Below are 26,667 nucleotides of genomic sequence, written 5' to 3' on the forward strand. Positions count from 1 at the left end.
TGCAATTTTTAAAAAGTGAAAATTTTACAATCACTAAGGCTTATGTGGAATATCTCATATTATTTCACTCATAAAGTAAAATTAAGTAGAGCCTTAAAAGCAGCCTTACAATGAAAGAGAAAGAAAACAATGACAATTCAGGCTTCTATATAAAAGGTTCTGCATCCGATTTCATTGAGCTTAAATGAGGAATGGCAAATAGCTCAAAAACTACCATATCAAGCATCTGGCAACATTATTAATAAAGCTAAGCACCACTTAATATCTACACCTTAGATTAGCCATAAAAAAGAGGCCCTCTCAAAATCACTGTTGAGAGGGCCTCTTTTTTATTAGATTTTCAAGGAGGTATTATCAACTACCTCCACCAAACAAATTTTGTATAAACTCTATCTTAAATATATCATTAAAAATAATGAAGACCATAAGCATTAACAAGAATGCCATACCAACCTTCTGTGCATTTTCAAGGAATTTATCTGACGGCTTGCGTCCAGAGACCATTTCATAGGTAAGAAACATAACATGTCCACCATCAAGCGCTGGTATAGGCAATAAATTCATGAAAGCTAAAACCATAGACAGCAGACCCGTCATACTCCAAAATCGTTCCCAGATCCATTCACCTCCGTAAGCCTTGGCTATACCAATAGGACCAGAAAGGGATTTAGTTACAGAAAGATCTCCGCTAAACATTTTACCAAAGGCCTTAATTTGCAAAAACACTATTCCAAATGCCTTTTTTGTTCCTTTAGGAACAGACTCTCCAAATGAATATTCAATCTGATCAGTGTATAGATCAGCAGGATTAACAAACCCTACTCCAAGGATAGTATCATTTTTAAAGTCATGAGTAAAAGTTAGTACATCGCCTCCTCTTTTCACTTTGAAATCTACACTATCTCCCTTGTAGCTTTTGATGTATTCTACGAGCGCTTTCTGATCTTCAAAAGGCTTCCCGTTTATTTCTACAATTCTATCTCCCTTCTCTACACCTACTTTTTCTGCTATAGATCCTTCCTGAACTTTTTCAATTATAGTAGGCAAGTTAAAAGACACAAAATTACTCTGAGCCTCTTTACTGTTCATTTTATCTATGAAGTCACCAGGAATAGGCACATTTACCTTTTCTCCATCTCTTATCACAGTATAATAAGCACCTGACCCCATAAATGTGTTAGGATTAAGTATTTCTGAAAAATCCTCGACTTCTTGTCCATTAATTTTGATAACCTTATCACCTGTTTTCAGACCTAGCTCCTGCCCAAGATCTAAAGCTACGATGCCTCCATTTTCATTAATAGCATCATTTGAGATGAACATTTCACCATATATAAAGGTAAGGAAAATGAAAATTATAACACCGGTAATTACGTTTACTATAATTCCTCCCAGCATTACAATTAATCTTTGCCAAGCCGGCTTTGACCTAAACTCATATGGCTTAGGTGGTAATTTCATTGCTTCTTTATCCATGGATTCATCAATCATACCTGAGATTTTCACGAATCCACCTAAAGGAATAGCACTTAAGGCATACTCTGTCTCTCCATATTTAAAGCTGAATATTCTTGGAGGAAATCCAATTGAAAATTGCTCAACGCGCATTCCAAAGGCTTTCGCTGCTAAAAGGTGGCCCATTTCGTGCAGCCCAACCAAAATTGATAAGCTCAGAATAATCTGAGCTGCCATAATTAATCCTTCCATTTATTTTATTAATTCTAGTGCTTTTATTCTTGTTTCTTTATCTGTATTTACATAATCCTCAAAAGAAGGACTACTAATAAACGAAATTTTCTCCATACATGTCTCCACAATGTCTGACATTTGTAGAAAACCAATATTATCTTTTAAAAATTCCTCTACTGCTATTTCATTGGCCGCATTGAGCACGCAAGGTAAATTACCTCCTTTATTAATAGCTTCAAACGCTAAAGCTAGATTACGAAAAGTATCGGTATCGGGTTGCTCAAATGTTAATTGAGGGTATTGCATAAAATCAAACCTAGGGAAATCTGACTTGAGCCGCTCAGGGTAAGCTAATGCATACTGAATAGGCAACTTCATATCAGGAAGACCCATTTGGGCTTTAATAGAGCCGTCTTGAAACTGCACTAAAGAATGCACAATAGACTGCGGATGCACCACCACTTCTATTTGATCGATATTCACACCAAAAAGCCATTTGGCTTCAATCACTTCAAGGCCTTTATTCATTAAAGAAGCGGAATCAATAGTTACTTTGGCACCCATATCCCAATTAGGATGTTTCAACGCCTGTTTTTTAGTAACATGAAGCAACTCCTCTCTAGTCTTCCCTCTAAAGGGACCACCAGAGGCAGTGAGAATTAGTTTTTCAATGGAATTATGAAAATCTCCTACCAGGCACTGAAAAATAGCAGAGTGTTCTGAATCAACGGGATAAATATTAACCCCTTTCTCCTGAGCCATTCTGGTGATCAGCTCACCCGCCACCACTAATGTTTCTTTATTGGCTAAGGCTATACTTTTACCTGCTTCAATGGCTCTTATAGTAGGCTTCACTCCACTGTACCCCACCAAAGCGGTGAGCACCAAATCTATGGAGTCCATATCTACAACAGCAGCCAGCGCATTTTCTCCTGCATACACTTTGATATCTTCAGGATCTAAAACCTCAAATACTGTTTTATAATGAGCATCATTAGCTATTACCACAGCATTAGGTTTAAATTTTTTGGCTTGCTGTATTAGCAGTTCAAAATTATTTTGAGCGGTAAGTACCTCCACCTCAAATTTATCGGGGTTAGCCTCTATTACCTCCAGTGCCTGAGTTCCGATTGAACCTGTAGAGCCCAGAATGGCTATTTTTCTTTTTTCTGACAAAACTTTTATTTTACTAAAACATCTGATTCCAAACCACTTCTAACCTGAAACAGCTCCACCCAGCCATGTTCTCTTTTCAAATCAGGATGGTGTTCGTTTATATATTCTTTGATTTGCTCTTCATATCCAGGGAACAAATCGTAAGGCTTTCCTTTATATAAGGATTTAAATTTAAAGTCTCTTTTTCCTGTAACGGCATCCTTATGACTCTTCCTATTAAATTCTATTATTCCTGAGTATTCCTTTAATTTATCCGGCTTTGTTGACTCTAGAATAGTCAAAGGCTCAGAGCCTTCACTAATTAAAAATATGTATTTCTTAATCTTCCAATTACTATCATGAATAATTGATCCCCCACTTTCTTGAGAAAAAGGATCCACCAGACTTTGGTAAATCAGGTTTTGAGTATTTATATTAATGATATTCTTCACACTAGGGTAAGTTTTATCATCATAATAAAACTCATATTTAGACAAAAGGGCACGACTTTTATCTTGCTCTAATACATGGTAAAACCCAAATCTAGCTCTACCGGTAAGCTCTTGACCTACTACTAAAGGTAATGAATAGAATTCCCATTTCTCATTTCCTTTATAATAGTGAAATTCAACAACTTTTTCAGAAGTAAAAGTGTAGAGTTCATCTCCTTTCTCTAAGGTAACTACATCAGTAACGTAATTATAGTTGAGCTTTCCTTTTACAACTTTTCCGTTGTCTAACTGCACGCTACCGTCAAACCATTCATCTTGTTCTTTAGAATAATGAATGCCCTTTATACCATCACTATCACCAATGGCTCCTGGCTGCCCCAGAACGGCGATGCTACACGTTAAAAACAACAATACTGATAAAAGAAGTCTCATTGCAAGGTTATACTCTATAATTAATCAAAGCATCAGCGATCTTCCTATCATTAGATAAACGAGGTACTTTATTCTGACCTCCCAGCTTACCCTGCGATTTCATATAGTTAATAAAGGAATCTCTCTTAAGTTCTACCACCTCCAGGTTTCTCAGAATGTTACCTGAAAGCAGATCATCATAGTAAGTGTTTAATTTTTGAAGCTGTGAATTTAGTTCTTTTTCAAAGGCTTTCAAATCTGATGGCGCGTTTGAAAACTCAATATACCATTCATGCAGTGGCAACCCCTCAGTCGGAGTTACTTGTGGAGCTACTGTAAACTCTACAATCTCAGCTTCAGGAAACTTCTCAAGCGTAAATTTCATGGCCTTCTCCACTTCCTCGCCAATTACATGCTCTCCAAAAGCGGAAATAAAATGTTTAATTCTACCAGTAACCAATAGCCTGTGCGGGTATTTAGAAACAAACTTCACTGTATCACCAAGGGAATAGCCCCATAAACCGGCGTTATTACTAAGCACCACGGCATAATTTACGCCTACCTCCACTTCATCTATGGTAAGCCTGGTAGGTTTTTCATTAAAAAACTCATCTGCAGGAACAAACTCGAAGAATATTCCTGAATTAGCCAACAGCAATAAACCTTCTTCTGTCTGGCTATCCTGATAAGCTATAAAACCTTCTGATGCCGGGTAAGTCTCTACAGAATCTACTCGCTTGCCAATACTTTCATATAATTTGGCCTTATAAGGCTCAAAATTCACCCCTCCGTATACAAACAGCCCAAAGTTTGGAAATACATCTTTGATTTTCTTGCCTGTTCTTGCCTGTATTCTATCAAAATACATTTGCACCCACGGTGGGATACCCGAGATAAGACTCATATCTTTATCTATAGTCTCATCTATGATCTTCTCCAGCTTCTCTTCCCAGTCTTCTATGCAATTGGTTTCGTAGCTCGGCATCTGGTTAGTTCTTAAGTAGCCGGGCACATGGTGATTTACAATACCAGACAACCGACCGGTGTTAATACCTGCTTTCTTGGTCAGAATCGGGCTGCCTGACAAGAAAATCAACTTACCATCCAAAAACTGTGACTTGCCTGTTTCATGCACATAGCTCAGCAAGGCATTTTTGGCACTATTAATATGATTAGGAATAGAATCTTTAGTGATGGGAATGTATTTGGTCCCCGAAGTAGTGCCAGATGTTTTAGCAAAATATTCAGGCTTTCCTGGCCATAAGATATCACTATTACCTTCTACCACCTGCTTTACGTAAGGAGATAGTTGTTCGTAGTCCCTGATCGGAACGTGCTCCTGAAAATCTTTAAAATTTTTTATATCGGCAAAGCCATGATCCTTACCAAATTTAGTGGCAGCTGCCCTTCTGATAAGTTCATCAAAAACCTTTTTCTGATACTCTCCCGGCCTGGCAGACCACTTCTTCTGTTGCCTTACCACATAAGAAGCCAACGGCTTGCTTAAAGTTGATCGTATTCCCATGGGCACAAAGATAAATAACTCTTGCTCATAGCAGGTGCTAAAAAGCAAAAGGTGTTTAACAAATATTAACTGAATAATATAAAACTTGCGCAAAAATGTCACGTTCTTTATAACTGCACAATTTTTGATAACTAAACTGCAAAAATTAGAAATATGCGAAAAACACTTCAGATCATACTACTAAGTTTTACTGCCGGTTTAGGAGGGGCTTACGTATTTGACCTTTATAAAACCAATCAAATAACGTCCTCCAACACTACGGACAGTAGTCAATTTCAACTTGTAAACAATCATGGCGAGCAGATTTCAAATAACCGATCTGCCCTACCTGCTACTGATTCAGACTTTGTTTTAGCTTCGAAAACCAGCACCAAAAGCGTGGTTTACATCAAAAACATATCAGAAACCGCTTACAGAACCAGCTACCTGGATTGGTTCTTTGACCGCAGCCCCGGCAAGCAGACTCAGATCAGCAGCGGTTCAGGCGTGATTTTTTCTGAAGACGGATATATTGTAACTAATAACCACGTAGTACAGGGAGCAGACAGACTGGAAGTAGTTTATAACAAAAAAATATTTGATGCTGAGCTAATAGGTACTGACCCTTCTACTGATCTGGCTGTACTTAAGGTAGACGGAGCATCATTACCTGCCATTCCGCTTGGCAGCTCTAAACAACTCAATGTTGGTGAGTGGGTTATAGCAGTAGGAAATCCATTTAACCTTACCTCTACTGTAACAGCAGGTATAGTAAGTGCTAAAGGCCGTGAAATAAATATTTTGCAAGGGAAGTTTCCTATTGAATCTTTCATACAAACAGATGCTGCCATTAACCCAGGCAATAGCGGTGGAGCATTGGTTAATAAAAGCGGAGAGCTAGTAGGTATAAACACGGCCATTCTATCGATGACAGGCTCTTATGCTGGTTATGGTTTTGCTGTACCTATTGATATAGTAAAGAAAATAGTAGGTGACCTCATAGAATATGGAGAAGTGCAGAAGGCTTTCTTTGGAGGAGAAGTATCTGATTTTGATGCCGCTATTGCTAAGCGAATGGATATCAATATTAAAGATAATGCCGCTTATGAAGGTGTATTGCTAAGCCACGTGCAAAAAGATGGAGCTGCTGCAAAAGCAGGACTAGAAGAAAATGACGTCATTCTTTCAGTAAACAATATCTCTGTAAATAGCCGTAGTGAATTTGAAGAGGAACTCAGCTATCACTCTCCTGGAGATAAAATATCAATTACGTACAAAAGAGATGGCAAAGTGAAAAGCGCGAATCTATCACTTACCAATAGAGAAGGCACCACCAGTATACTTAAAAGAGAAATATACACCTCTGAGTCTCTGGGTGCTCAATTTGAATCTGTACCTAAAGTAGAAAGAGATTTATTAGGAATTGAATATGGTGTGAAAGTATTCAATATTCAAAATGGCCTTTTAAGAAGAGTGGGCGTATCAGAAGATTTTGTTATTACTGATATTAACCGAGTGGCCATAGATGACCCTGAAAAATTAGTGGATATATTAGAAAAAATAAGAGGCAGGGTAATTATAGAAGGCGTAAACAGTAAAGGTAGAGAAGGTTATTATTCCTTCTACTTAAGATAAATAAGAGAAGGCTGCTTCCTATTGATCAATAACGAAGCAGCCTTTATTTTTTAAAGGTTAGAAATTCCAACCCATATCCTCACTCCGGTTTGCATATTATCTACATCATCATAGCCAGCCACAAAGTCTACTCGCATTACTTTTAAAATGTTTCCCACTCCAAAATAAAGCTCGCGACAATTCATCTAACAAGAGTCAAAAATTAGCATAAAGATCGTAACACCTCCCATTTTAAAGTGAATAGATATAAAAAGTAAGTTGATTAATTTAATCTTATTAATTATAAAAGCTTTTTAATATTAAAAATAATTTGAAAAGTCAAATTTATTAAACCTCATTTCACTCATCAAATCATGTATCTAACATTGTTTTAAGCCAACATTTGCCTTAGGTTACGAGGCATAATTTCAGCCACTTCAACCAGCGGTATTTTACCTTAGTAGTATTCAGTAATCACCCCTACCTGAATTCCGTGAAAATTCAATGCTCATGAAAATTTGCAATCACAAAAATTCATAAACCCTTATAAATCATCTAGTTTTACTAAAACAACAACAAAAAATTCAATCATAATGCCGGGACAAGAGAGGAAAGCATCACAGAATAGCCGCCAAACACTACTGAAAAACGCTGTCGAATTACTTCCAATGGAAGGACTCGAAAAGACCAACTTTTTATTAGAAGAACAGCAATTATATTTTTGGTTAGAAAAGGGAGATAAAGATCCATTAGAAAAGAAGTGCTATTTTGTACATTGCACAGATATTAAAAAAAGATATTACTTTGTATCTAAGCCTGTAGCGCTGAAAAATCTAAATAAATATCTCATAAAGGATTTTGAAGGCGAGCAAATGTATATGTCTGAAGTTAGCAGTGGGCTAAAGAAGATATCGAAAAAGAAAAATACTTTTGAGCCTGTTCATGTTTCAGAAATTTCCAAGATTCTAAGCGGGAAAGACTTCGAAGAACTTCAGAATCAAGAAGAAGAGCGCATGCTAGCTTACCGGTCAGATGAATTTGACTTTGAAGCCAACTTACATATTCATGCCAACTATGCCACTATCTGGTTTAATGACTCTTTGATTTTCAATTTCTATGATGACCAGGAGGCCTGGCTTAAGTTAGCCGACAAGCAATTAAAGAAATTTGAATTATCACCGCACGATACCGCATCTGACAGACAAAAAGAGGAAGTTAAAAATGCCCTTGCAAAGTTAGATAACAGCCAGCAGGAATATAATCGCAAAAGAGATCTTTTGATAAATCACCCTGAATTAAGGAAACTGTTATTGAATGGTGACTTTTCAAGTCATTTTGACAATTTCAGAGCAGGCAAATTTGAGATTATAGATAATGATGTAAATGAAGAAGGTGATTTTACCCTCCTCAATAGTCAGTGCCTGATCATAAATGGAAACCTTAACGTAAAGGGCTCTCTATTAATGAAAGAAGGGCCTAAAACAGGGCTTATATTTAATGATGGGCAGGTCATAGTAACAGGTAACGTTACTGCAGAGAATCTGATCATCTCCGCTATACTCAGTCCATTATTTATAGCAGGAAAGACAACTGTAACAAATATACTGATTGATAGCCACCATATACATGCTGCCGTCCCTCCACATGCTCACATTCTGCTACATCAGCATAAGCCAGGCAACAAAAATGAGCGATATACTTACGATAAAGAAGCAACTCCTTACAATGGTTATATCTCTGATGAAAGCATTTATCAGGAAGCAAAATACGGTTCCTCTTATGAATACAAGCCTGATTTAATCTTAGATAAGATCAAAAAAGGAGAGCAGTTTCTAGATTTCGATCAGCAGGTTGAAGTAGACCTCACCCCGTTTAAAATCAATGCATTTATTAACATGATGACTTACTGGGAAGATTACTACGGTAGCCTGGCTGGCTTTGAGAAGCTCGACGGAATATATGAAGACCACCAGATAAAAGAAGGCGATATATATCCTGGTGCTGGCGACTGGGTAGTAGTAGACCGCAGGAGCAACACGGGTACTTACGGCTATAGTCATGATGGTGGCGGCATATCTTCAGTAATCATAAAAAGCCCTAAAAAACACGGCGTTAACTATAAAGAAGAGCCTATTGAAAGAAAAGTAGCTCCCATTACTTTACTAGAAAGGTATCAGTGGATTTCTGATTTATTTATCGACTGACTCCACAGAACTACCCCATCTCCTTTTGGTCATTTTGAAGATGCCGATGACATCAACAAAAGCTATGAGGAAGAAAAAAGTGAGTTTCCTACGGATCCGCACCTTGCCTTATACTGGTTATTGCACTTTGGCTTCAGCTTAGATAAAAGATATGATGAAGTAGCTGCCATAGTAAAAGAGCATCAGCTAGACGACGAAATGTACCGTATCTACGATACCTTAATATTCTTCGAGAACACAGATGCTTTTTATGACATCGAAATAAAGAAAAGTGAAGAAGCCAAAGAGATCTTTTTAAGAAGAAGGGCTTTTTTAGTGTTCTTTACCCAATCTCAAAGTTACAGAGGCGGTAGTGATAATTTGCAGAACTGGTGGAATTCAATAATCATGTATCCTAAAGTAGAGGACAACCTGATTACAAGAATGCGCTGGCTGAAAAACAATCTCAAGAAGTACAACCAATGGAATGAATTTGAGGCTCTAGTGAAAGATGATCAGAAAGACATTTGCCTGCTCTCTTATGTATACGCCTGTAATCCTAACACTGAAGATAAAGCCAGCCATGCTGATAAACTAGTCAATGAGCTCTTCACCTACAAAAATGTGTGGAAAGATGAGCATAAGAGAAAGTTTGCAGAAATTATGCTTTGGGATGTGCGTGATTTTGTGTCAGACAAAGAGGCTCTAAAAACTACAGCGGCTTTTTATTTTAATGGCAATGAAGTATCTAAAGAATATCAGGATATATTGGCCGTACTGGGTGAGCAAAATGAAAATGTAGCTGCATTGAGAGAACATATAGCTGCCATTGACCAATTCATAGAAGGCTATGACAGGTTCAAAACCCCAGCGGAAGAAAAAGCTAAAATTGAGAAAAACATATTCGATTACCTCGATGGACTAACTCCAGAAATACGCCTTGAAACATTAATGAACCTTAAAGGCAGAGATCTACAACGCATGTGCTTTGTATACCTATGGAGGGCAGATATTGAGAATAAAAAAGAGGCATTATTACATTTATTTGTAAACTCAGATTTTAGCGCTCATGATATCAATGAAAAGCTCTTTGGAGAAGACTTCCCTAATTTCATAAAAGGTGAGGATGATCCTAATCTGGAAATGGCCAAAGCCCTTTTTGAAGTGGCACCTAATCTATTTGATAGTGATTACTCCTGGGAAAAGTCTATACAAAGTGCCGCTGTATTTTTCTTAACCTCAGCACACCTACCTTCAGTTTATGATTATTTTATGGAAAAGGTGATGGCTCCACTTACTCCAGCAGGTTACAAGAAAAAACAGGTTATTTTCTCCAGCATCTATACTACTCAATATGACACAAAGATTAATCCTTCTTTAAATTTCTCCAAAGAACAAATAGAAGGTGTATTGGAAGCCATGATAAAGCTCTTCTTAAGAGATGGAGGCAATTCTGATGCAGAAAGAGTGATATTTTATTGTCAAAACCCTGCAGCAGAAGAATGGATACGCGCCCGAATGAATGACAAAACTTGGATGAAGCAATTCGCCTCTATTCAAACAGCATATGATCCTTTAGATGAAGAATTAGAAAGCTGCTTCGAATCCGCTTTGGAATTTATAGAAGAAGAAAAAAGCAAATAAGAGCTTCCTCTGAAAACCGAACCCTGCAAGCTGTTTTTAAGTTTGCGGGGTTCTTTGTATAAGTGATATTTGCTTTCTGAGCGAGATTATTCAATTGCTTACGGCCGGGATGACGCCAGTTATGTTAGGATATAAAGTTTTGAAATACGCCAAAAAACAAAAAAAGGTGCCACAATGGGCACCTTTTCGTCGCAACTAGTAAATAGGTCTTATTTACTTATTCTCTTCATAATTTTTAGCTACCTGATCCCAGTTCACTACATTCCAGAAAGCAGAAATATAGTCTGGTCTTTTGTTTTGGTAGTTCAGGTAGTAAGCATGCTCCCATACGTCTAATCCTAAAATAGGAGTACCTCCACAGCCAATCCCTGGCATAAGTGGATTATCTTGGTTAGCTGTAGAGCAAACTTCTACTTTACCTCCTTTATGCACGCATAGCCAAGCCCAGCCAGAGCCAAACTGTGTAGCAGCGGCATTAGAAAATTCTTCTTTAAATTTCTCAAAAGAACCATAAGCAGCATTAATAGCTTCTGCTAATGCTCCTGTAGGTTCTCCACCACCATTAGGTGACATTACTTTCCAGAATAAGCTGTGATTGTAGAAACCACCTCCATTATTTCGTATTGCTTTATTATCTGTATCTTCAGCCAGTAAGCTTTCTATAGACTTGCTAGCCATAGCAGTTCCGTCAATAGCATCATTAAGTTTTGTTGTATATCCAGAATGGTGCTTACCGTGGTGAATTTCCATTGTTCTTGCATCTATGTGCGGTTCAAGCGCATCATGAGCATACGGTAAATCGGGTAATTCGAAAGCCATAATTTTATTAGTTTTTAGTTAAACATTTTTCATATTCTAAAAAAGGCGAATTATTTATCTCTCAACCTTTTAAAAAACGTCGTAACTATCTGCCCTGCCTCTTCCGCAAAAGGGCCCCGCACTATTTTAGTCTTAGGGTGCAGCATAGCTGGGTTTATAGTCATAAACCCTCTTTTATCATCTGCAGCTGCATATACCAGCTTTCCTAACTGACTCCAGTACAAGGCTCCTGCGCACATTCCGCAGGGCTCTAATGTTACATATAAAGAACAGTCAGAAAGGTATTTTGTTCCTAAAAAATTTGTGGCTGATGTTAATGCCAGCATTTCTGCATGAGCTGTAGGATCGCCTAAAGCTTCTGTTTGATTATAAGCGCGAGCTATTATGGTATTATTAGCTACCACCACTGCTCCCACGGGTATCTCTCCCTGCTCCGCGGCTATGGCAGCCTGCTTTAGGGCCTCTCGCATGTAATGTTCATCACTATGTATGGTTAATGCCATTATAAGCTCCCCTTTACTTTTAAGCTGTTCATAATTTCACCTGCCGCCTCTTGCCATTTTTCTTTGAGCTGCATAGGGCAGTTAAAGCTAAATACAACAGTTTTCCCCCTCACAATCAGGTACTGAACATAAGCATATTTACGCACAGGACCTTTTTTGGTAAAACTATTCTGCTCACCATTTATTTGGGAGTCAAACTCAAAATAGATAAACTCACGTCCATTGATTTCTTTGATACCTTCACTAATCACCTCTACTTCGTCATACAAATTAAAGAGGCTGGCCTTAAAAAAATCTTTAGCAATGGCCGCATCAGAGGGCATCCACTGGGTGGCAGAAATATTGATACTAAACCCTACATAGCGGCTATCATCAGTATATGCTGCCAGCGGTTTACGTACCGAAGGGTAACGCTGCGCAATATCATCTGCCGACATAGGGTAGAAGTTTTCTGGTAACTTGGCGGTGATATCATCATTCACCTTAGTTTTTACCAGTTTATCCTGTGCTGAAAGCAGCAAAGGGAACATGAATAATAAAATAGAAAGCTTTAACATAGATATAAGCGAAATTTATACGGTATCGTTTTTACTCAGAATGAAATACATTTAACTTTGGGCCACCAAAATTAAAATATTTTAGCATGCTTCGAACACATACTTGTGGTGAATTAAGAATTAACGATGTAAATTCAGATGTAGTATTATGTGGCTGGGTACAGCGCATAAGAAATAAAGGAAGTGTTATATGGGTTGATCTTCGCGACCGGTATGGCATTACTCAGCTTATTTTTGAAGAAGGACATACAGAAGCAGCTATATTGGATACCGCCAATAAGCTAGGCAGAGAGTTTGTCATCAAAGCTTCAGGAAAAGTAATAGAGCGCCTTTCTAAAAATGATAAAATACCTACAGGAGAAATTGAAGTAAAAGTTTCTGATCTGGAAATACTTAATAAGTCAAAGACCCCTCCTTTTACTATAGAAAATGACACCGATGGTGGTGATGACCTTCGCATGAAGTATCGCTACCTTGATCTTAGAAGGAATAACGTAAGAGAAAACCTTTTGCTAAGACACCGCATTATGCAAGAAGCAAGAGCTTACTTAGACGCTCAAAGCTTTACTGAGGTAGAAACCCCGGTTTTGATAAAATCTACACCAGAAGGTGCTCGTGATTTTGTAGTACCTTCAAGGATGAACCCAGGCGAGTTTTACGCACTACCTCAATCACCACAAACTTTCAAGCAGTTACTAATGGTATCTGGGTTCGACAGGTATTTTCAAATAGTCAAATGCTTCAGAGATGAAGACTTAAGAGCTGACCGCCAGCCTGAGTTTACACAGATAGATTGTGAAATGTCATTTGTAGAGAGAGAAGACATCATCAGCACGTTCGAAGGCATGATAAAACACCTCTTCAAAACGGTGAAAGGCATTGATATAACAGAAATCGATCGTATGAGCTACGACGATGCTATGAAATATTACGGATCTGACAAGCCTGACACAAGATTCGACATGAAATTTACTGAGCTTAATGAATTAGCTCAAAACAAAGGATTTAATGTATTTGACAGTGCTGAACTGGTAGTAGGTATCTGCGTAGAAGGCTGCGCTGAGTACACCAGAAAGCAACTAGATGCATTAACAGACTTCGTAAAAAGACCACAAGTGGGAGCCAAAGGCCTAGTTTATGTAAAATGTAACGCTGATGGTTCATTTAAATCTTCGGTGGACAAATTCTACAGCCAGGAAGACTTACAGCAGTGGGCTGATGCCATGGGTGCTAAGCCAGGTGATCTTATGCTGGTATTGAGTGGCGAAACCAATCATACCCGTAAGGCACTTAACGAGCTAAGACTACACATGGGTAGCGAGCTAGGCTTGAGAGATAAAAATACTTATAAAATACTATGGGTATTAGACTTCCCTCTTTTAGAGTGGGATGAAGACACCTCTAGATTCCATGCTATGCACCACCCCTTCACCTCGCCTACTCCGGCTGATCTTGATAAACTGGAATCAGATCCTGGTGCAGTGAAAGCGAACGCTTATGATATGGTTATCAATGGTGTAGAAGTAGGTGGTGGATCGATAAGAATCCATGACCGCGAAATCCAACAGCGCATGTTTAAGCAGCTAGGCTTCTCTGATGAAGAAGCGAAGGCACAGTTTGGATTCTTAATGGATGCCTTTGAATATGGAGCTCCTCCGCACGGTGGTATTGCATTTGGTTTTGACAGGCTATGCTCTTTATTTGGTGGATCAGACAGTATCAGAGACTTTATAGCATTCCCTAAAAACAATGCTGGTAGAGATGTTATGATTGATTCTCCTAGCGCTATCCATTTAGATCAGTTAAATGAATTAGGAATAAAATTAAAACAATAAGTTTTAAAGAAAACATCAATTAATCAGTAGCAGGCTGGCCTAAAAGTAGCTTTCAAGTCCTATTAGTCTCTCTAAATCTCCATTATTCTAAACAGGGAGATATTTTGAGTACTTTAATATGACACTAAATCAAGCAGATACTTTTGAGCCAGCCTCTTTTTATGCTTACCCCATACATCTGCACTTCAAAAAAGAGGCATGTCCCCATTATTTATTAACTTAACATAGTTTTATTTTTTAACCAAAAAGTCGATTTTATTACTTCAGCCAAGACTTCTGCGAGTATTTAATATTATTGTAGTATGTTACAAAGTGCGGTAGATTATAAAAACCTTCTTGACACGTTAGAGGCCTTGATATATGGCGTAAATGCTCAAGGTCATATTACCTATGCTAATAAATCATTTCTCTCATTTATAGGAATTGATGAAGATAAACTCATAGGTAAACCTTTTTGGAAGCAGGCCACTAACGCTCATGAAATAGAGAAAGCCTTTGAATTACAACTCTCCCAAAAGAAAGAAAAAGCCGTTTATTGGCTTAAGTTCAACAAAAAGCTTGCTTTAAAACAAACCATTTCTTTTTCCTTTTCTGAAAAAGAAAACCTGCAAGGATCGGTAGTAGCGTCAATCATCGCCCCTACCAAAATAGACAGCAAAGATCAACCCTTTGATCTTACCAATTACATTTTAAATTCCATGTCTGAATCTGTAGCCGTTTATAATACAGAAGGGCAACTGATCAAAGTAAATTCTGCAGGTAAGAAAATGTTTGGTTTTGACCTAAAAACTCCGGTCAAAGAAATCACATCTAGCTCTATCAATATATTGCACCCGGATAAAGAAACGCCTCTATCAATGGAGGAGCACCCAAAATATAGAGTGCTAAATGGCGAATATATTGATAACTATGAGCTCTATGTGATTAATAATATTACTAAAAAAGGCATTTTTATAAGCGTTAATGCCCGCCCTGTTACCGATACTGATGGCACTGTTATAGGTGCCATAATAGTAGGCAGCAATATTACTCACAGGAAAAACTCAGAATTTGAAGCCCGAAAACAATCTGACCTCTTAGATCAGGCTCAGAAAATGGCTCAAATAGGCCACTGGGAGGTAGATTTACAAACTCAAGAAATATTTTGGTCTTCACAAACCAGAAAAATTCATGAAGTGGATGAGGACTATGTGCCTACTTTAGAAGAGGCTGTTAACTTTTATGATTCAGAATCACTGCCCATAATATCTAAAACCATAGAGGAGTGTGTAAAAACTGGTGATAGTTGGGACTTGAAACTAGGCATTATATCAGCCAAAGGTAACTACAAGTACATTCGTACTATCGGGCAACCCGTAATACAAAACAATACCGCAATTAAACTCTATGGAGTTTTTCAAGATATTAGCCATGACCGCAAGCGCGAGGAGCAACTTATTGCCTTTGTAGATGCTGCCCCTGCAGCCATAGCCATGTTTGACACTGACATGAAATACATCGCCGCCAGTGACAAATGGTACAAAAACTATAAACTGTCCGATAAAAAAATTATTGGTCTATCTCACTATGAAATCTTCCCTGAAATAGGAGAAGAATGGAAGCTCACGCATCAAAAAGCACTTGCTGGAGAAATCTGCAAGGCGGAAGAGGATCGCTTTGAACGACATGATGGAAGCATTCAGTGGTTAAAATGGGAGGTAAGACCCTGGTATGATCTTTCTGGAAAAATCGGTGGCATCATTATGCTTACAGAAGATATTACTCTTGAAAAACTCCATAAAGAGGAACTGAAAAACGCAAAAGAGGCGGCAGAACTCGCTGCCCAGGCCAAGGAAGAGTTTCTCTCTACTATGAGCCATGAGATTCGAACCCCTATGAATGCCGTGATAGGCATGACTCACCTTCTATTACAGGAAGAGAAGCTTCCACATCAGGAAGAAAACTTAAAAACATTACAGTTTTCAGCCGAAAATCTTTTAGTTCTTATTAATGATATCCTTGATTTCAATAAAATAACAGCAGGGAAAATAACCCTGGAAACAGTTCCTTTTAATCTCAAAGAACTGGCTAATAATATCAGAAAATCATTTCAGTTTAAAGCCCAGGAAAAACAAATCAGGCTAGCTTTCATTTATGATAATGACATTCCTGAAAGTCTGATCGGCGACACCACACGTATTAATCAAATTCTGGTAAACCTGGTAGGTAATGCCGTTAAATTCACTTCGGAAGGTACTGTCCGCATTACCATTCAGTTACTTAAAGACGCTCAAGATGAGGCTACTATAAGCTTCTCTATTAAAGATACGGGCATTGGTATACCTGAAGAGTACCAAGCAAATATTTTTGAAAGATTCACACAAGCCGAAAAAGAGACCACCAGAAAATTTGGAGGCACCGGACTAGGCCTGGCCATTACCAAAAAACTATTGGAATTACACCATTCAGACATAGAGCTGATTAGCAAAGTTAACCAAGGGTCTGAATTCAGGTTTAACATTACTTTTCCTAAAGCAAAAAAAGATTTAGTTACAAATAGTCCTAAAACAGAAAACGTGAAAGAACTAGCTAACTTAAAAATACTATTGGTAGAAGATAATGTAGTAAATCAGTTGATAGCTACTAAATTTCTAGAAAACTGGCAGATAACGGTTGAAGTAGCTGACGATGGACAGCAGGCCATAGAAAAGCTTACCACCAACACCTATAATCTGGTGCTAATGGACTTACAAATGCCCGTGCTTGATGGCTACGAAGCTACACAGGAAATCAGAAAAAATTCAGCTTATGATCAGCTACCAATAATTGCACTTACTGCAGATGCCACCACTAACATTAAAGAAAAAGTAATGAAAGTAGGCATGAATGATTTCCTTACCAAACCGATTAACCCAGAAGAGCTTAAATCAAAAATAATGCTACATGCTGTAGAGAAAGCTGGCGCTGTTGCTCACCCATCAAAAGAGAGCGCTAAATCAGAAATAACTGAAGACACTATTGACTTCACCTTGATCTATCAAATGGCTCAAAATGACACCACCTTTGTTATTACTCTGATAGAATCATTTAATAAAGAGCTTAAAATGTTTTATGATGATTTTCGCAACGCTGCCAATGAATCTAATACCAATGAAATGCATCGACTGATTCATAAACTTAAACCATCCTTTGAGCTTTTCAGCCTGGATAAGTTGTTAACCAAACTGAGAGAAACCACTAAAAAGGTAGAAGAAAACGAAATTAGCGACCTAAACAGTGAAATTCAAGAAATAGAAGACTCCACCCAAGCCACACTGACTACGTTGGAGGTTAAAATCAAGGAACTTAAACACTCCGTTTAACCACCCTAAGGATAGATGACTTTAGCTCCTGAGGGTTAAATGGCTTAGAGATAAAACCTTCCAACCCATTATCGCTAAAGCGCCCCTTACCCATTAATGTTACTGATGCCGTAAGTGCGATGATGGGTATAGAACTATATTTACCCGCCTCTATACTTTTTATCTTCTCAGTAGCTTCATAGCCATCCATTCCTGGCATTTGTAAATCCATAAGAATGAGATCATAATAATGATTCCCCACTAGCTTTAAAGCTTCAAAACCATCATGAGCAACATCATATTTAATACCCCAAGAATCTAGAAATCTACCTGCTATGTACCGGTTTGTTTCCATGTCCTCAACCAAAAGCACTTTTAAGCCATCCAGCACATTTTCATCTTTATTCATTTGGGCCATACCAGAAGAATAATCCATTTTTCTCAGATAAAGCGTAAAATTGATGGCGTCTTCTGTCTGCTCAAGTTCTGCGCCAAGCATCTTTATCAGCTGCTCGGTAAAAGTGATAGGAAAATTATCAGTATCTTCTGTGAAATGCCCTAAGCCATCAGCTCGCGACACTGAAAAAGACACCTTAAGCTGCTCCTCCCCCTCTTCTAAAAGCTCTATAAAAAGAACTAGCAAATTAGGAGTTTTCTTAGCGAATCTACGAAGACATAATCTTAGAAGCTGTTTTAACCGTAGCGGTTCACCTACTAAAAAATCTGGAATAGCCAGATCATAATTGATTTTTAGATTATCCTTATCATTTTTAAACTCTGTAATAAGCTCTCCTAATAATGATTTAAGGTTAAAAACTATCTGCTTATCCTTAAGCTCCCCTCCATACATCTCATCATTATCCAACAGCTCGTTAACTACATTAAAAAGATTTTCAGTAGAATTTTTCAGTAGCTGCACATCCTTTTTCTCTATCTTATAGCCCAGTTTAGGATCATCTAACAGGTAATAAACTCCCATAATCTCATTAAGTGGAGCTTTTATTTCATGACTCATGAGGTGGAAGAGGTCATTTTTAGTATTAATGACATCCATAAGAACTTGCTGCTCCTTACTCTTCTCCAAGTAAGCCATTACTAGCTTGGCTAGCATTTTTAAAGATTCCTTTTGCTTTTCAGTAAGTTCTTTCGGCTTATCATCAATAACGCATAACGTGCCCAAAGCATGGCCTGTAGGACTCAAAAGTGGGCAACCCGCATAAAATCTGATATTGGGATCACTAGTAACTAGTGGGTTATCCGCAAACCGATCATCTGAGGTAGCATCAGTTACCTGCATAAACTGTCGCTCTCTTACTGGGTACCAGCAAAAAGCCTGCTCTATTGGTGTTTCTGTAACATCAATCCCTACCTTAGACTTGAACCACTGCCGTTTATCATCCAAAAGAGAGATTAAAGATATAGGTACCTCACAAATATTAGATGCCAGTGCAGTAATATTATCAAGAATAACATCCACATCAGTATCCATGATTTGATATGAATGAAGTACTTTCAAGCGTTCTTTTTCTTCCTTATCCACTAGTTATAATTACCGAATCAAAACTTTAAAATTCATTAAAGATAAGATATCGATCTGATAAAAAGAAAGCAAAAATTACCTTTAAGAGATGTATAATATAATCATTTAAAGTATACGAACATACACAGCCATAAAAAAAGGTTATTCTAAAGCAGGGTGCTTTAAAATAACCTTTTCCAGATGTAATGAAATGGCCTTTAAGCCTGTACTATCATTTTTCCTTGATTCTTCCCGGAAAAAAGTCCTAAGAAAGCCTCTGGAAGCTTATCAAAGCCTTCCACAATGGTTTCTGTGAACTTCACATTACCTTCCCTTATCCATTGACCGAGCTTTCTCATTCCTTCAGGGAATTTGTCTTGATAATTACTCACAATAAAGCCTTTCATTAGAACACTTCTGGTGAGCAACATAGGCTGTATTCTTGGCCCTGTAGGAGTCTCTTTACTGTTATATAATGATATTTGCCCACACAGTGGAATTCTTGCATGAAAGTTAAGATTCATTATTACCCCATCAGAGACTTCACCGCCTACATTATCATAATAAATATCTACGCCATCAGGACAAGCCTTTTTCACCGCCTCTTGCATATTACCTGCGGTTTTATAATTGATACCTTCATCATAGCCAAATTCACTTTTCAACATCTCTATTTTCTCATCAGATCCAGCTATGCCTACTACTTTACAACCTTGTATTTTGGCTATCTGCCCTACTACTAACCCTACTGCTCCTGCAGCTCCGGATACCACAACAGTTTCTCCCTCTTTCGGTTGACCGATGTCCATCAACCCAAAATAAGCGGTAAGTCCAGGCATACCCAGTACACCAAGGTAATAATGTAAGGGCACATCTTCTTCCCCCACTTTTCTAAGTTCTTTAGCTTCAGCCACAGTTTGTGTAGCCCATGGCAAGTTACCAATTACATAATCTCCTTTAGCAAAATCACTACTTTTACTCTCTTCTACCTGAGCCACTACTCCTCCACTTATAGGCTCTCCTACTTCAAAAGGAGCTACATATGACTTAGAATCACTCATACGACCTCTCATGTATGGATCTACGGAATAAAACTTACCCGTAAGCAATACTTCTCCATCCTTTAACTCGGGCAGCTCACGCTCCTCCATTTTGAATGCTTCCTTATTAGGCTCTCCCTTTGGTCTCTCTGCTAATATTATCTGCTTTACCATATCATTTTATATTTTATAACACTTTTATATTCTGTGCTTTTCATGTGAAAAACACCCAAGAATATAACGATATCAACTCCACAATGTTCCTTTAAATCAGCGTCAATTAAAGAGTAGTAGCTAACAAAAAAAGGAGGTACTACAGCCCTCCTTTTTTTCCAGTATATCTATTTTATATTACTCAGCTCCACAATGCAAATCAGTAAAGGTATAACTATAATCAGCACACTTTTTGGTATTTACTATTACCGCCATTCCATAACTATAGCCATCAACACACGTAGTCCATTCACTTACTTCTCCTTTACCTGTCATATCTCCAAACCCTGATTTCAAAGTCCATTTATTCACTCCACCTGTGATATCACTAGTGGTCATGGCATTAAAAGTAGTAGAATTTAGATACTGCTTCAAATAATAGACTGAACCGTTAAACCTATTAACCCCGTTTTCATTTTTGAGATACAATTTATCTGCTTCCCAGCCCTTATGCAAATATGTGCGCTTTTTACAAATCCAGCCAGCCCTTGAATTCTCTGACGGAATTGGTGCAGTATATGCAATAGAATAACTCGTTACATTTTGATCCAAGTTGTTATCCAAATGATCTATCATTATCACTTCGTCGTCCTCAAAATCAACTGAACTTAATTCATCACCTGATTGCGCTTGCTTACTTTCATTCACTTGTTCATTAACTATCAGCTTATACACACCAGAAGTATTCTCCTGAAGCAACACCTCAGTGTTAGCACTAATTCTCATGGTTACATAATATCTCCCAGACTGATCATAAACCTTCAAATCTTTTGAAAACAACGTCTCTCTATGCTGTTGAGGTTCACTTATCATTGTAGACTCCTCCTCTTCATTACATGAAGCAAACATCCCAATTATCAATGCACTAGCAAAGACAAAATACTGGGTGGCGAAAACAGTTTTTCTAAGGTTGAATAACATGGTTTTAAGATTTTAATAAGTTAATTATTTATAATATTTAATATACATAATATATGTAAAATATATTATAATTAAAATATTTGATTATTTTTTAATCTTAAATTAAGATTAAAAATTTATATCACAACCTAAAGCACACCCAATTCTTGCAATACCTTTCTAGTAATATGCTTTCTACAACCAAGAAACTGATCATTTTTTTCATTACGATTTTTGGTAATTCGGGTAGCAAAGAAATAAACCTCTTCTCCTTTTTCTACATAACCAACCCACCAGCCTATATCTCGACCATCTTTATTAGTCCAGCCTGTTTTAGCTCTTAGCGTATAGTTATCAGTTTTTTCTTCCACCATCATGTTTTTAACTATGCCGAATGACCTTTTTGAAAACGGAAGTTTTTCTTCATAAAGGCCTATAAGCATCTTTATTTGGTCTACTGGCGCCACTGCAAAACCACCAAAATTCCAGAAATCATATCCCTCCACTGAAAGATTATTGTTTCCATAGGCCGCTTTGGCAAGCACCTCCTTATACTGCTCTTTACTCAAATCCTTGGCCAATTCTACATACACCCAAGGTACTGAAAACTTAAAAGCATCCGCTAACGACATATCACGGTAAGTATCCGGTCTGTTACCGTATTTTGACTCATCATAATTTTCTTTGCCAATCCAAGGCACTAACTCCTTATCATCTTTTAATACCTCATTTTCCAAAGCAATTAATGAGTTAATGATTTTAAAGGTAGATGCCGGAAGTGTGGGCCTATTGCTATCCTCTACATCATTGGTAATGTACTGACCCGTCTGATAATTATAAACCGTAACGCTACCCTCTACCTTACATTCTGATAGCAAAGATTGATAAGTATTTTGCGCATTTAAAGTTAAAAATGCCAACTGTAGAAGGCAGGTGATAATAATTCGCATTGAAATGATTTTATAAAAAGTGAAAAGAAATCTCGAATCTAATTGGCAGCAAAGATGTCACTAAAATGCATCCTTCACAAGATAAACGATTCTAGAAGCGAACCATATTTATTCAATACCTTCCAAATGATGTTATGGAAATTCTGACTTTACAGTCAATTCGGTTGCCGTATAAATCACAGTAAAATTTACGGCCTTATACTGTTTCTAAAACGAACAAATAAAGATAACCTTACCTAATAGAACAGAGGAGAATTAAGAGCTTGAGAAACCAGGCATGCGACACCTTAACCAAGAAATATGTGTGATTCACAAAACTTTTGATAGCCTTTTAAGGTGTCTAATATTGCCATCTTTCGATTTATAGTATCGTCACTTCTTCCAATTATTATTTAAAGCTGGTTCGCCAGCTTACTCCTACTGTCAGTGTATAATCTGGAGCAGTATCACTCAATGGCAGACCTCCTGCAAGATCTAACTGGAGATCAGGAGTAACGCCATAGGTAAAGCCGGCGTCAAACACATGATATGAAGGAAAATCATGGGCAAAATAGCCGTAGATTTCAGCAAAAGCGCCTAAATTACCTGCTAAAGATGCTGAAAAGGCCGTTGAATACGCCCAAGTGGTTTCTCTAGAATCATCCCAATTGGCACCAAAGCCATGTGACCATGAATATTTATCATTAAAAACATGTTCTAATAATAGTCTGAACCCATAGTTAAAATGATCATTTTTAAAACCTTCAGCGCCAATACTCCCCGGAGTAAAAACAGGAGCAAAGGTAATGGCGGGCCTCAAAAAATTTTGCTCTACTACTTTAATTTTTGGAGCTATAGTAATTGGCTTAAGGCCGTCTACTTCATTAGAAAGAGTATCTAAACCTTCAATATCCATTTTATCTCTACCGTAAGATGTCTGAACTCTCATCTCTAGCCAGTTAGATATTCCGTACTTCAAATTAAGGTTAGGAATATCACTAGAAGTAAAATCCCCTTCTTTTACTCTTGAGTAGCCCAGCTCCGCCTGTAGCATCCCCGGAGCCAGCAACTGAATAGCATCAGTAGTATTAGGGCGATCAGTAAAAATGGAATTCTGAGCCACGGATAGTTGCACAAAGAACAGAAGAGGAATACTTAACAGTAAAAATTTATTCATAGCAGATCTTATCGTTTGATAGTATAATGAAATTATCAAAAGAAAGTTTAATAATTTTCAGATACATAAGATAGAGTACAATATCAATAGAGAATAGTGAACCTATCTTAATATTTAAAATTTAACCTCTGAAGTTTAATGGTAATCTTGATTAAAATCAATCGATTAGCACTAAGACTCTACTTACAGACGGACTAGCTAGTTAAAAGATTGAAGATTGTTAAACCAATCCAAAGCTTCTTTCTCATCAGAGAAAAATTCTGTTTTAAGACTTTGTTTCGCCTTCTCTTTCCCAAAAGTCTTTTTATGCGTTATATCAGAAAAAATACTTTCAGAATTCAATACAGCCATCCCTTTAATGTTGGCATCAATATATCTAGGTACGATAGTATCGTCGTGCCATTTCTGTATTTCATCCGTAATAGTTATGTTAGATTTCCTGGAATCTATCAACAAGAAAGATGGCTTCTTATTCAACACAAATTCAGACAAATGAGATACCACCTCTTTAAAAATATCCTTAGACAAAAAGTTAGATTCCCATTTAAAACAGACCAGACTTATTTCCTCATCAACACTAAGAACATATCGGTCGTTTTCTTCAACAGGTATAAGTTTCATAAAATTAAATATTAAAAAATCAGCTAAATATAAGTACAATAAAAGTTAAGTATACGTACAATCTTAAAGAAAATGAACAACTCTGACTAAGATAATTCACCTCTAATATTTTAAACTTATAATTTAAATCCTATCACAGTGGTTACAACTTAACATTAAAATCATAACACTCTATGTATTAACCAAATACTTATTTAGAGTAGATAATGAAAGAATTGAGGCTGATCATTTACATACTCAAACGTAATATTTTTACGCCCCATTCGATCCATTAATGGTTGTAAATCCTCTTTCCTTTTAAGCTCTATACCTATTAGTGCAGGTCCTCTATCTCTGGCATTCTTTTTAGAGTATTCAAAGTGAGATATATCATCATCAGGCCCTAAAACATCTATGAGGAATTCTCTCAAGGCACCAGCTCTTTGAGGGAAATTGACTATAAAATAATGTTTAAGCCCCTCATAAAGCATAGACCGTTCTTTTATTTCCATAGTTCTGGTAATGTCATTATTACTACCACTCACTACGCAAACCACATTTTTGCCTTTAATTTTATCTTTGAGTATTTCCAAAGCTGTAATAGCCAATGCACCAGCAGGCTCTACCACTATGGCTTGCTCATTATAAAGTCTTAATATTTCACCACACACCAAACCTTCAGGAACGGTTATAACATCGTCTAAAAGCTCTTTGCAGATTTCAAAAGTAAGGTCTCCAACCTTTTTCACAGCTGCCCCATCTACAAACTTATCTATTTTGTCTAGTATGACTACTTTGCCCTGATCCAGAGAAGCACGCATAGACGGTGCCCCAGCTGGCTCTACACCTATTATGGTAGTAGATGGAGAGAGGGTTTTAAAATAACTGCTCATACCAGAGGCCAAGCCTCCTCCTCCTATAGGAAGGATAAGATAATCAATAGGTTCGGTGCTATCTTCCAGTATTTCTTTACCTACAGTGGCTTGTCCTTCAATAATCTTTTCATCATCGAAAGGAGGAATAAACATCACCTGATTTTCTTGGCAAAACTTAGATGCCTCCTCAAAAGCATCATCAAAAGTATCTCCTGTGAGCACCACTTTCACATACTCTTTCCCGAACATCTTCACCTGATTCACTTTTTGACTCGGCGTAGGGGTAGGCATAAAAATAGTGCCTTGAATTTGTTTTTTAGCACAAGCGAAAGCAACACCCTGAGCATGATTGCCAGCACTGGCGCAGGCCACACCATTGGTCAATAATTCAGGAGAAAGGCTTTCTATTTTATTATAAGCTCCTCTTATCTTATAAGATCGTACCACCTGAAGATCTTCCCTCTTAAGCATAATATTAGCGTTAAACCTATCAGAAAGAATAGGGTTAGGCATTAGAGGAGTACGAATGGCCACACCTTTTAAATTTTCTGCTGCTGCTAATATATTATCTATTGATATTCTTGCTTTGTTCACTTCCGGCTTCATGATCTTATTAAAAAAGTTGTTATAAAATAACAGGCAGTCACAAAATGACTGCCTGCTACCTAAAGTTGTTTTTATTAGTTATTCTCAGGTCTGAGCTTTCTCACTTCTGAACCTGCTTGCCACATTTCAGAATCCCTAAGCTCCTTAAGCTCTACTTCTAACTTCTCTCTATAGTCTGACTTGCTATTGCTATCTATTGATCTCTGTGCTTCATTACCTGCTGCTACTTCTTTGTATAGCTCCTCAAATACAGGCTTAGACGCATCACGGAATTTCTTCCACCAGTCTAAAGCTCCTCTTTGGGCAGTAGTAGAACAGTTAGCATACATCCAGTCCATTCCATTTTCTGCTACTAAAGGCATAAGAGACTGAGTAAGTTCTTCTACTGTTTCATTAAAAGCCTCAGAAGGAGAGTGACCATTAGCTCTTAGTACATCATACTGAGCAGCAAATATACCTTGGATAGCTCCCATAAGCGTACCACGCTCGCCTGTAAGATCTGAGTATACTTCTTTTTTGAAATCGGTAGGGAAGAGATATCCTGAACCTACACCTATGCCTAAAGACACCACTCTGTCTTTTGCTTTACCTGTAGCATCCTGAAATATAGCATAGCTTGAGTTTAGCCCTCTGCCTTCAAGGAACATTCTTCTTAATGAAGTACCTGATCCCTTAGGCGCCACCAAAATAACATCTATATCTTCCGGCGGAACAATACCTGTTCTCTCTTTATAAGTAATTCCAAAGCCGTGAGAAAAATAAAGCGCCTTTCCTGCAGTAAGATGCTTTTTCACTGTTGGCCACAAACTAATCTGGCCGGCATCAGATAACAGATATTGAATGATAGTTCCTTTTTCGCAAGCCTCCTCTATTTCGAAAAGAGTTTCACCAGGCACCCAACCATCAGAAACGGCTTTATCCCAGGTTTTAGATTCTTTTCTTTGTCCAATAATAACATTAAAGCCATTATCTCTAAGGTTAAGCGCCTGACCTGGGCCTTGCACTCCATATCCAATAATTGCTATAGTCTCTTCTTTTAATGTATCTTGAGCTTTTGCCAATGGGAATTCCTCACGGGTCACCACCTCTTCTGTCACTCCGCCAAAATTAATTTTTGCCATG

21 protein-coding genes are annotated in these 26,667 nt (G+C 37.6%); 5 read left to right on the forward strand and 16 right to left on the reverse strand.

Annotated features, from left to right (window positions below):
- Positions 1-354: 354 nt before the first annotated feature.
- Genes rseP through JL102_RS10610 form a run of 4 tightly spaced genes read right to left on the reverse strand, consistent with a single transcriptional unit; the run spans position 355 to position 5,232 of the window.
- Complete coding sequence (gene rseP, locus JL102_RS10595) at positions 355-1,707, reverse strand: RIP metalloprotease RseP (RefSeq protein ID WP_202244370.1); 1,353 nt, start codon at positions 1,705-1,707, stop codon at positions 355-357.
- Complete coding sequence (locus tag JL102_RS10600) at positions 1,708-2,865, reverse strand: 1-deoxy-D-xylulose-5-phosphate reductoisomerase (RefSeq protein WP_202244371.1); 1,158 nt, start codon at positions 2,863-2,865, stop codon at positions 1,708-1,710.
- A gap of 5 nt (positions 2,866-2,870) precedes the next feature.
- Positions 2,871-3,728: a hypothetical protein gene (locus tag JL102_RS10605; protein ID WP_202244372.1), complete on the reverse strand. Its 858-nt coding sequence runs from the start codon at positions 3,726-3,728 to the stop codon at positions 2,871-2,873.
- 7 nt (positions 3,729-3,735) lie between these two features.
- Positions 3,736-5,232: a GH3 auxin-responsive promoter family protein gene (locus tag JL102_RS10610; RefSeq protein WP_202244373.1), complete on the reverse strand. Its 1,497-nt coding sequence runs from the start codon at positions 5,230-5,232 to the stop codon at positions 3,736-3,738.
- A 153-nt stretch (positions 5,233-5,385) separates the two neighbouring features.
- Between JL102_RS10610 and JL102_RS10615 the strand changes: the two genes are divergently transcribed.
- Positions 5,386-6,846 carry a S1C family serine protease gene (locus tag JL102_RS10615; protein WP_202244374.1) on the forward strand — a complete coding sequence of 487 codons (1,461 nt, stop codon included), beginning with the start codon at positions 5,386-5,388 and terminating at the stop codon, positions 6,844-6,846.
- 50 nt (positions 6,847-6,896) lie between these two features.
- On the opposite strand, the gene JL102_RS23795 is transcribed toward JL102_RS10615, so the two are convergent.
- On the reverse strand, positions 6,897-7,031 hold the full coding sequence (locus JL102_RS23795) for a hypothetical protein (RefSeq protein WP_262896857.1): 135 nt from the start codon (positions 7,029-7,031) through the stop codon (positions 6,897-6,899).
- A gap of 387 nt (positions 7,032-7,418) precedes the next feature.
- Between JL102_RS23795 and JL102_RS10620 the strand changes: the two genes are divergently transcribed.
- Entirely contained in the window at positions 7,419-9,029 is a 1,611-nt protein-coding gene (locus JL102_RS10620) for a hypothetical protein (protein ID WP_202244375.1), read from the forward strand.
- Between the two features lie 120 nt (positions 9,030-9,149).
- Positions 9,150-10,652, forward strand: a complete 1,503-nt coding sequence (locus tag JL102_RS10625; RefSeq protein WP_202244376.1) for a hypothetical protein — start codon at positions 9,150-9,152, stop codon at positions 10,650-10,652.
- Positions 10,653-10,865: 213 nt separating this feature from the next.
- Here JL102_RS10625 and JL102_RS10630 read toward each other — a convergent pair whose 3' ends face one another.
- The 3 genes from JL102_RS10630 to JL102_RS10640 are packed head-to-tail and all read right to left on the reverse strand — an operon-like array spanning position 10,866 to position 12,531.
- On the reverse strand, positions 10,866-11,471 hold the full coding sequence (locus tag JL102_RS10630; RefSeq protein ID WP_202244377.1) for a superoxide dismutase: 606 nt from the start codon (positions 11,469-11,471) through the stop codon (positions 10,866-10,868).
- 50 nt (positions 11,472-11,521) lie between these two features.
- Positions 11,522-11,974, reverse strand: coding sequence for a nucleoside deaminase (locus tag JL102_RS10635; protein ID WP_202244378.1), 453 nt, complete (start codon positions 11,972-11,974; stop codon positions 11,522-11,524).
- Positions 11,974-12,531, reverse strand: a complete 558-nt coding sequence (locus JL102_RS10640; protein ID WP_202244379.1) for a hypothetical protein — start codon at positions 12,529-12,531, stop codon at positions 11,974-11,976. Before JL102_RS10640 ends, JL102_RS10635 begins: the two co-directional genes overlap by 1 nt.
- A gap of 86 nt (positions 12,532-12,617) precedes the next feature.
- On the opposite strand from JL102_RS10640, the gene aspS reads away from it, so the two are divergent.
- Positions 12,618-14,366: an aspartate--tRNA ligase gene (gene aspS, locus JL102_RS10645; protein WP_202244380.1), complete on the forward strand. Its 1,749-nt coding sequence runs from the start codon at positions 12,618-12,620 to the stop codon at positions 14,364-14,366.
- A gap of 302 nt (positions 14,367-14,668) precedes the next feature.
- Positions 14,669-17,707, forward strand: a complete 3,039-nt coding sequence (locus JL102_RS10650; protein ID WP_202244381.1) for a PAS domain-containing hybrid sensor histidine kinase/response regulator — start codon at positions 14,669-14,671, stop codon at positions 17,705-17,707.
- Here the strand turns inward: JL102_RS10650 and JL102_RS10655 are convergent.
- The 8 genes from JL102_RS10655 to ilvC form a co-directional block, all read right to left on the reverse strand.
- On the reverse strand, positions 17,691-19,226 hold the full coding sequence (locus JL102_RS10655; RefSeq protein ID WP_202244382.1) for a response regulator: 1,536 nt from the start codon (positions 19,224-19,226) through the stop codon (positions 17,691-17,693). The two genes, JL102_RS10650 and JL102_RS10655, sit on opposite strands and share 17 nt — an antisense overlap.
- Before the next feature lie 197 nt (positions 19,227-19,423).
- Entirely contained in the window at positions 19,424-20,419 is a 996-nt protein-coding gene (locus JL102_RS10660) for an NADP-dependent oxidoreductase (protein WP_202244383.1), read from the reverse strand.
- Positions 20,420-20,596: 177 nt separating this feature from the next.
- Positions 20,597-21,379, reverse strand: coding sequence for a hypothetical protein (locus tag JL102_RS10665; protein ID WP_202244384.1), 783 nt, complete (start codon positions 21,377-21,379; stop codon positions 20,597-20,599).
- Positions 21,380-21,507: 128 nt separating this feature from the next.
- The gene (locus JL102_RS10670) at positions 21,508-22,308 is read right to left on the reverse strand and encodes a class D beta-lactamase (protein ID WP_202244385.1); all 801 of its coding nucleotides are present in this window, start codon (positions 22,306-22,308) and stop codon (positions 21,508-21,510) included.
- 388 nt (positions 22,309-22,696) lie between these two features.
- Complete coding sequence (locus JL102_RS10675; RefSeq protein WP_202244386.1) at positions 22,697-23,464, reverse strand: transporter; 768 nt, start codon at positions 23,462-23,464, stop codon at positions 22,697-22,699.
- A gap of 198 nt (positions 23,465-23,662) precedes the next feature.
- The gene (locus tag JL102_RS10680) at positions 23,663-24,085 is read right to left on the reverse strand and encodes a hypothetical protein (RefSeq protein ID WP_202244387.1); all 423 of its coding nucleotides are present in this window, start codon (positions 24,083-24,085) and stop codon (positions 23,663-23,665) included.
- A gap of 194 nt (positions 24,086-24,279) precedes the next feature.
- Positions 24,280-25,545 carry a threonine ammonia-lyase IlvA gene (gene ilvA, locus JL102_RS10685; protein WP_202244388.1) on the reverse strand — a complete coding sequence of 422 codons (1,266 nt, stop codon included), beginning with the start codon at positions 25,543-25,545 and terminating at the stop codon, positions 24,280-24,282.
- Between the two features lie 74 nt (positions 25,546-25,619).
- Positions 25,620-26,666, reverse strand: coding sequence for a ketol-acid reductoisomerase (gene ilvC, locus JL102_RS10690; RefSeq protein ID WP_202244389.1), 1,047 nt, complete (start codon positions 26,664-26,666; stop codon positions 25,620-25,622).
- Position 26,667 lies beyond the last annotated feature (1 nt).

Source organism: Fulvivirga sediminis (assembly GCF_016757215.1).
In the GTDB taxonomy this organism is placed as follows: domain Bacteria; phylum Bacteroidota; class Bacteroidia; order Cytophagales; family Cyclobacteriaceae; genus Fulvivirga; species Fulvivirga sediminis.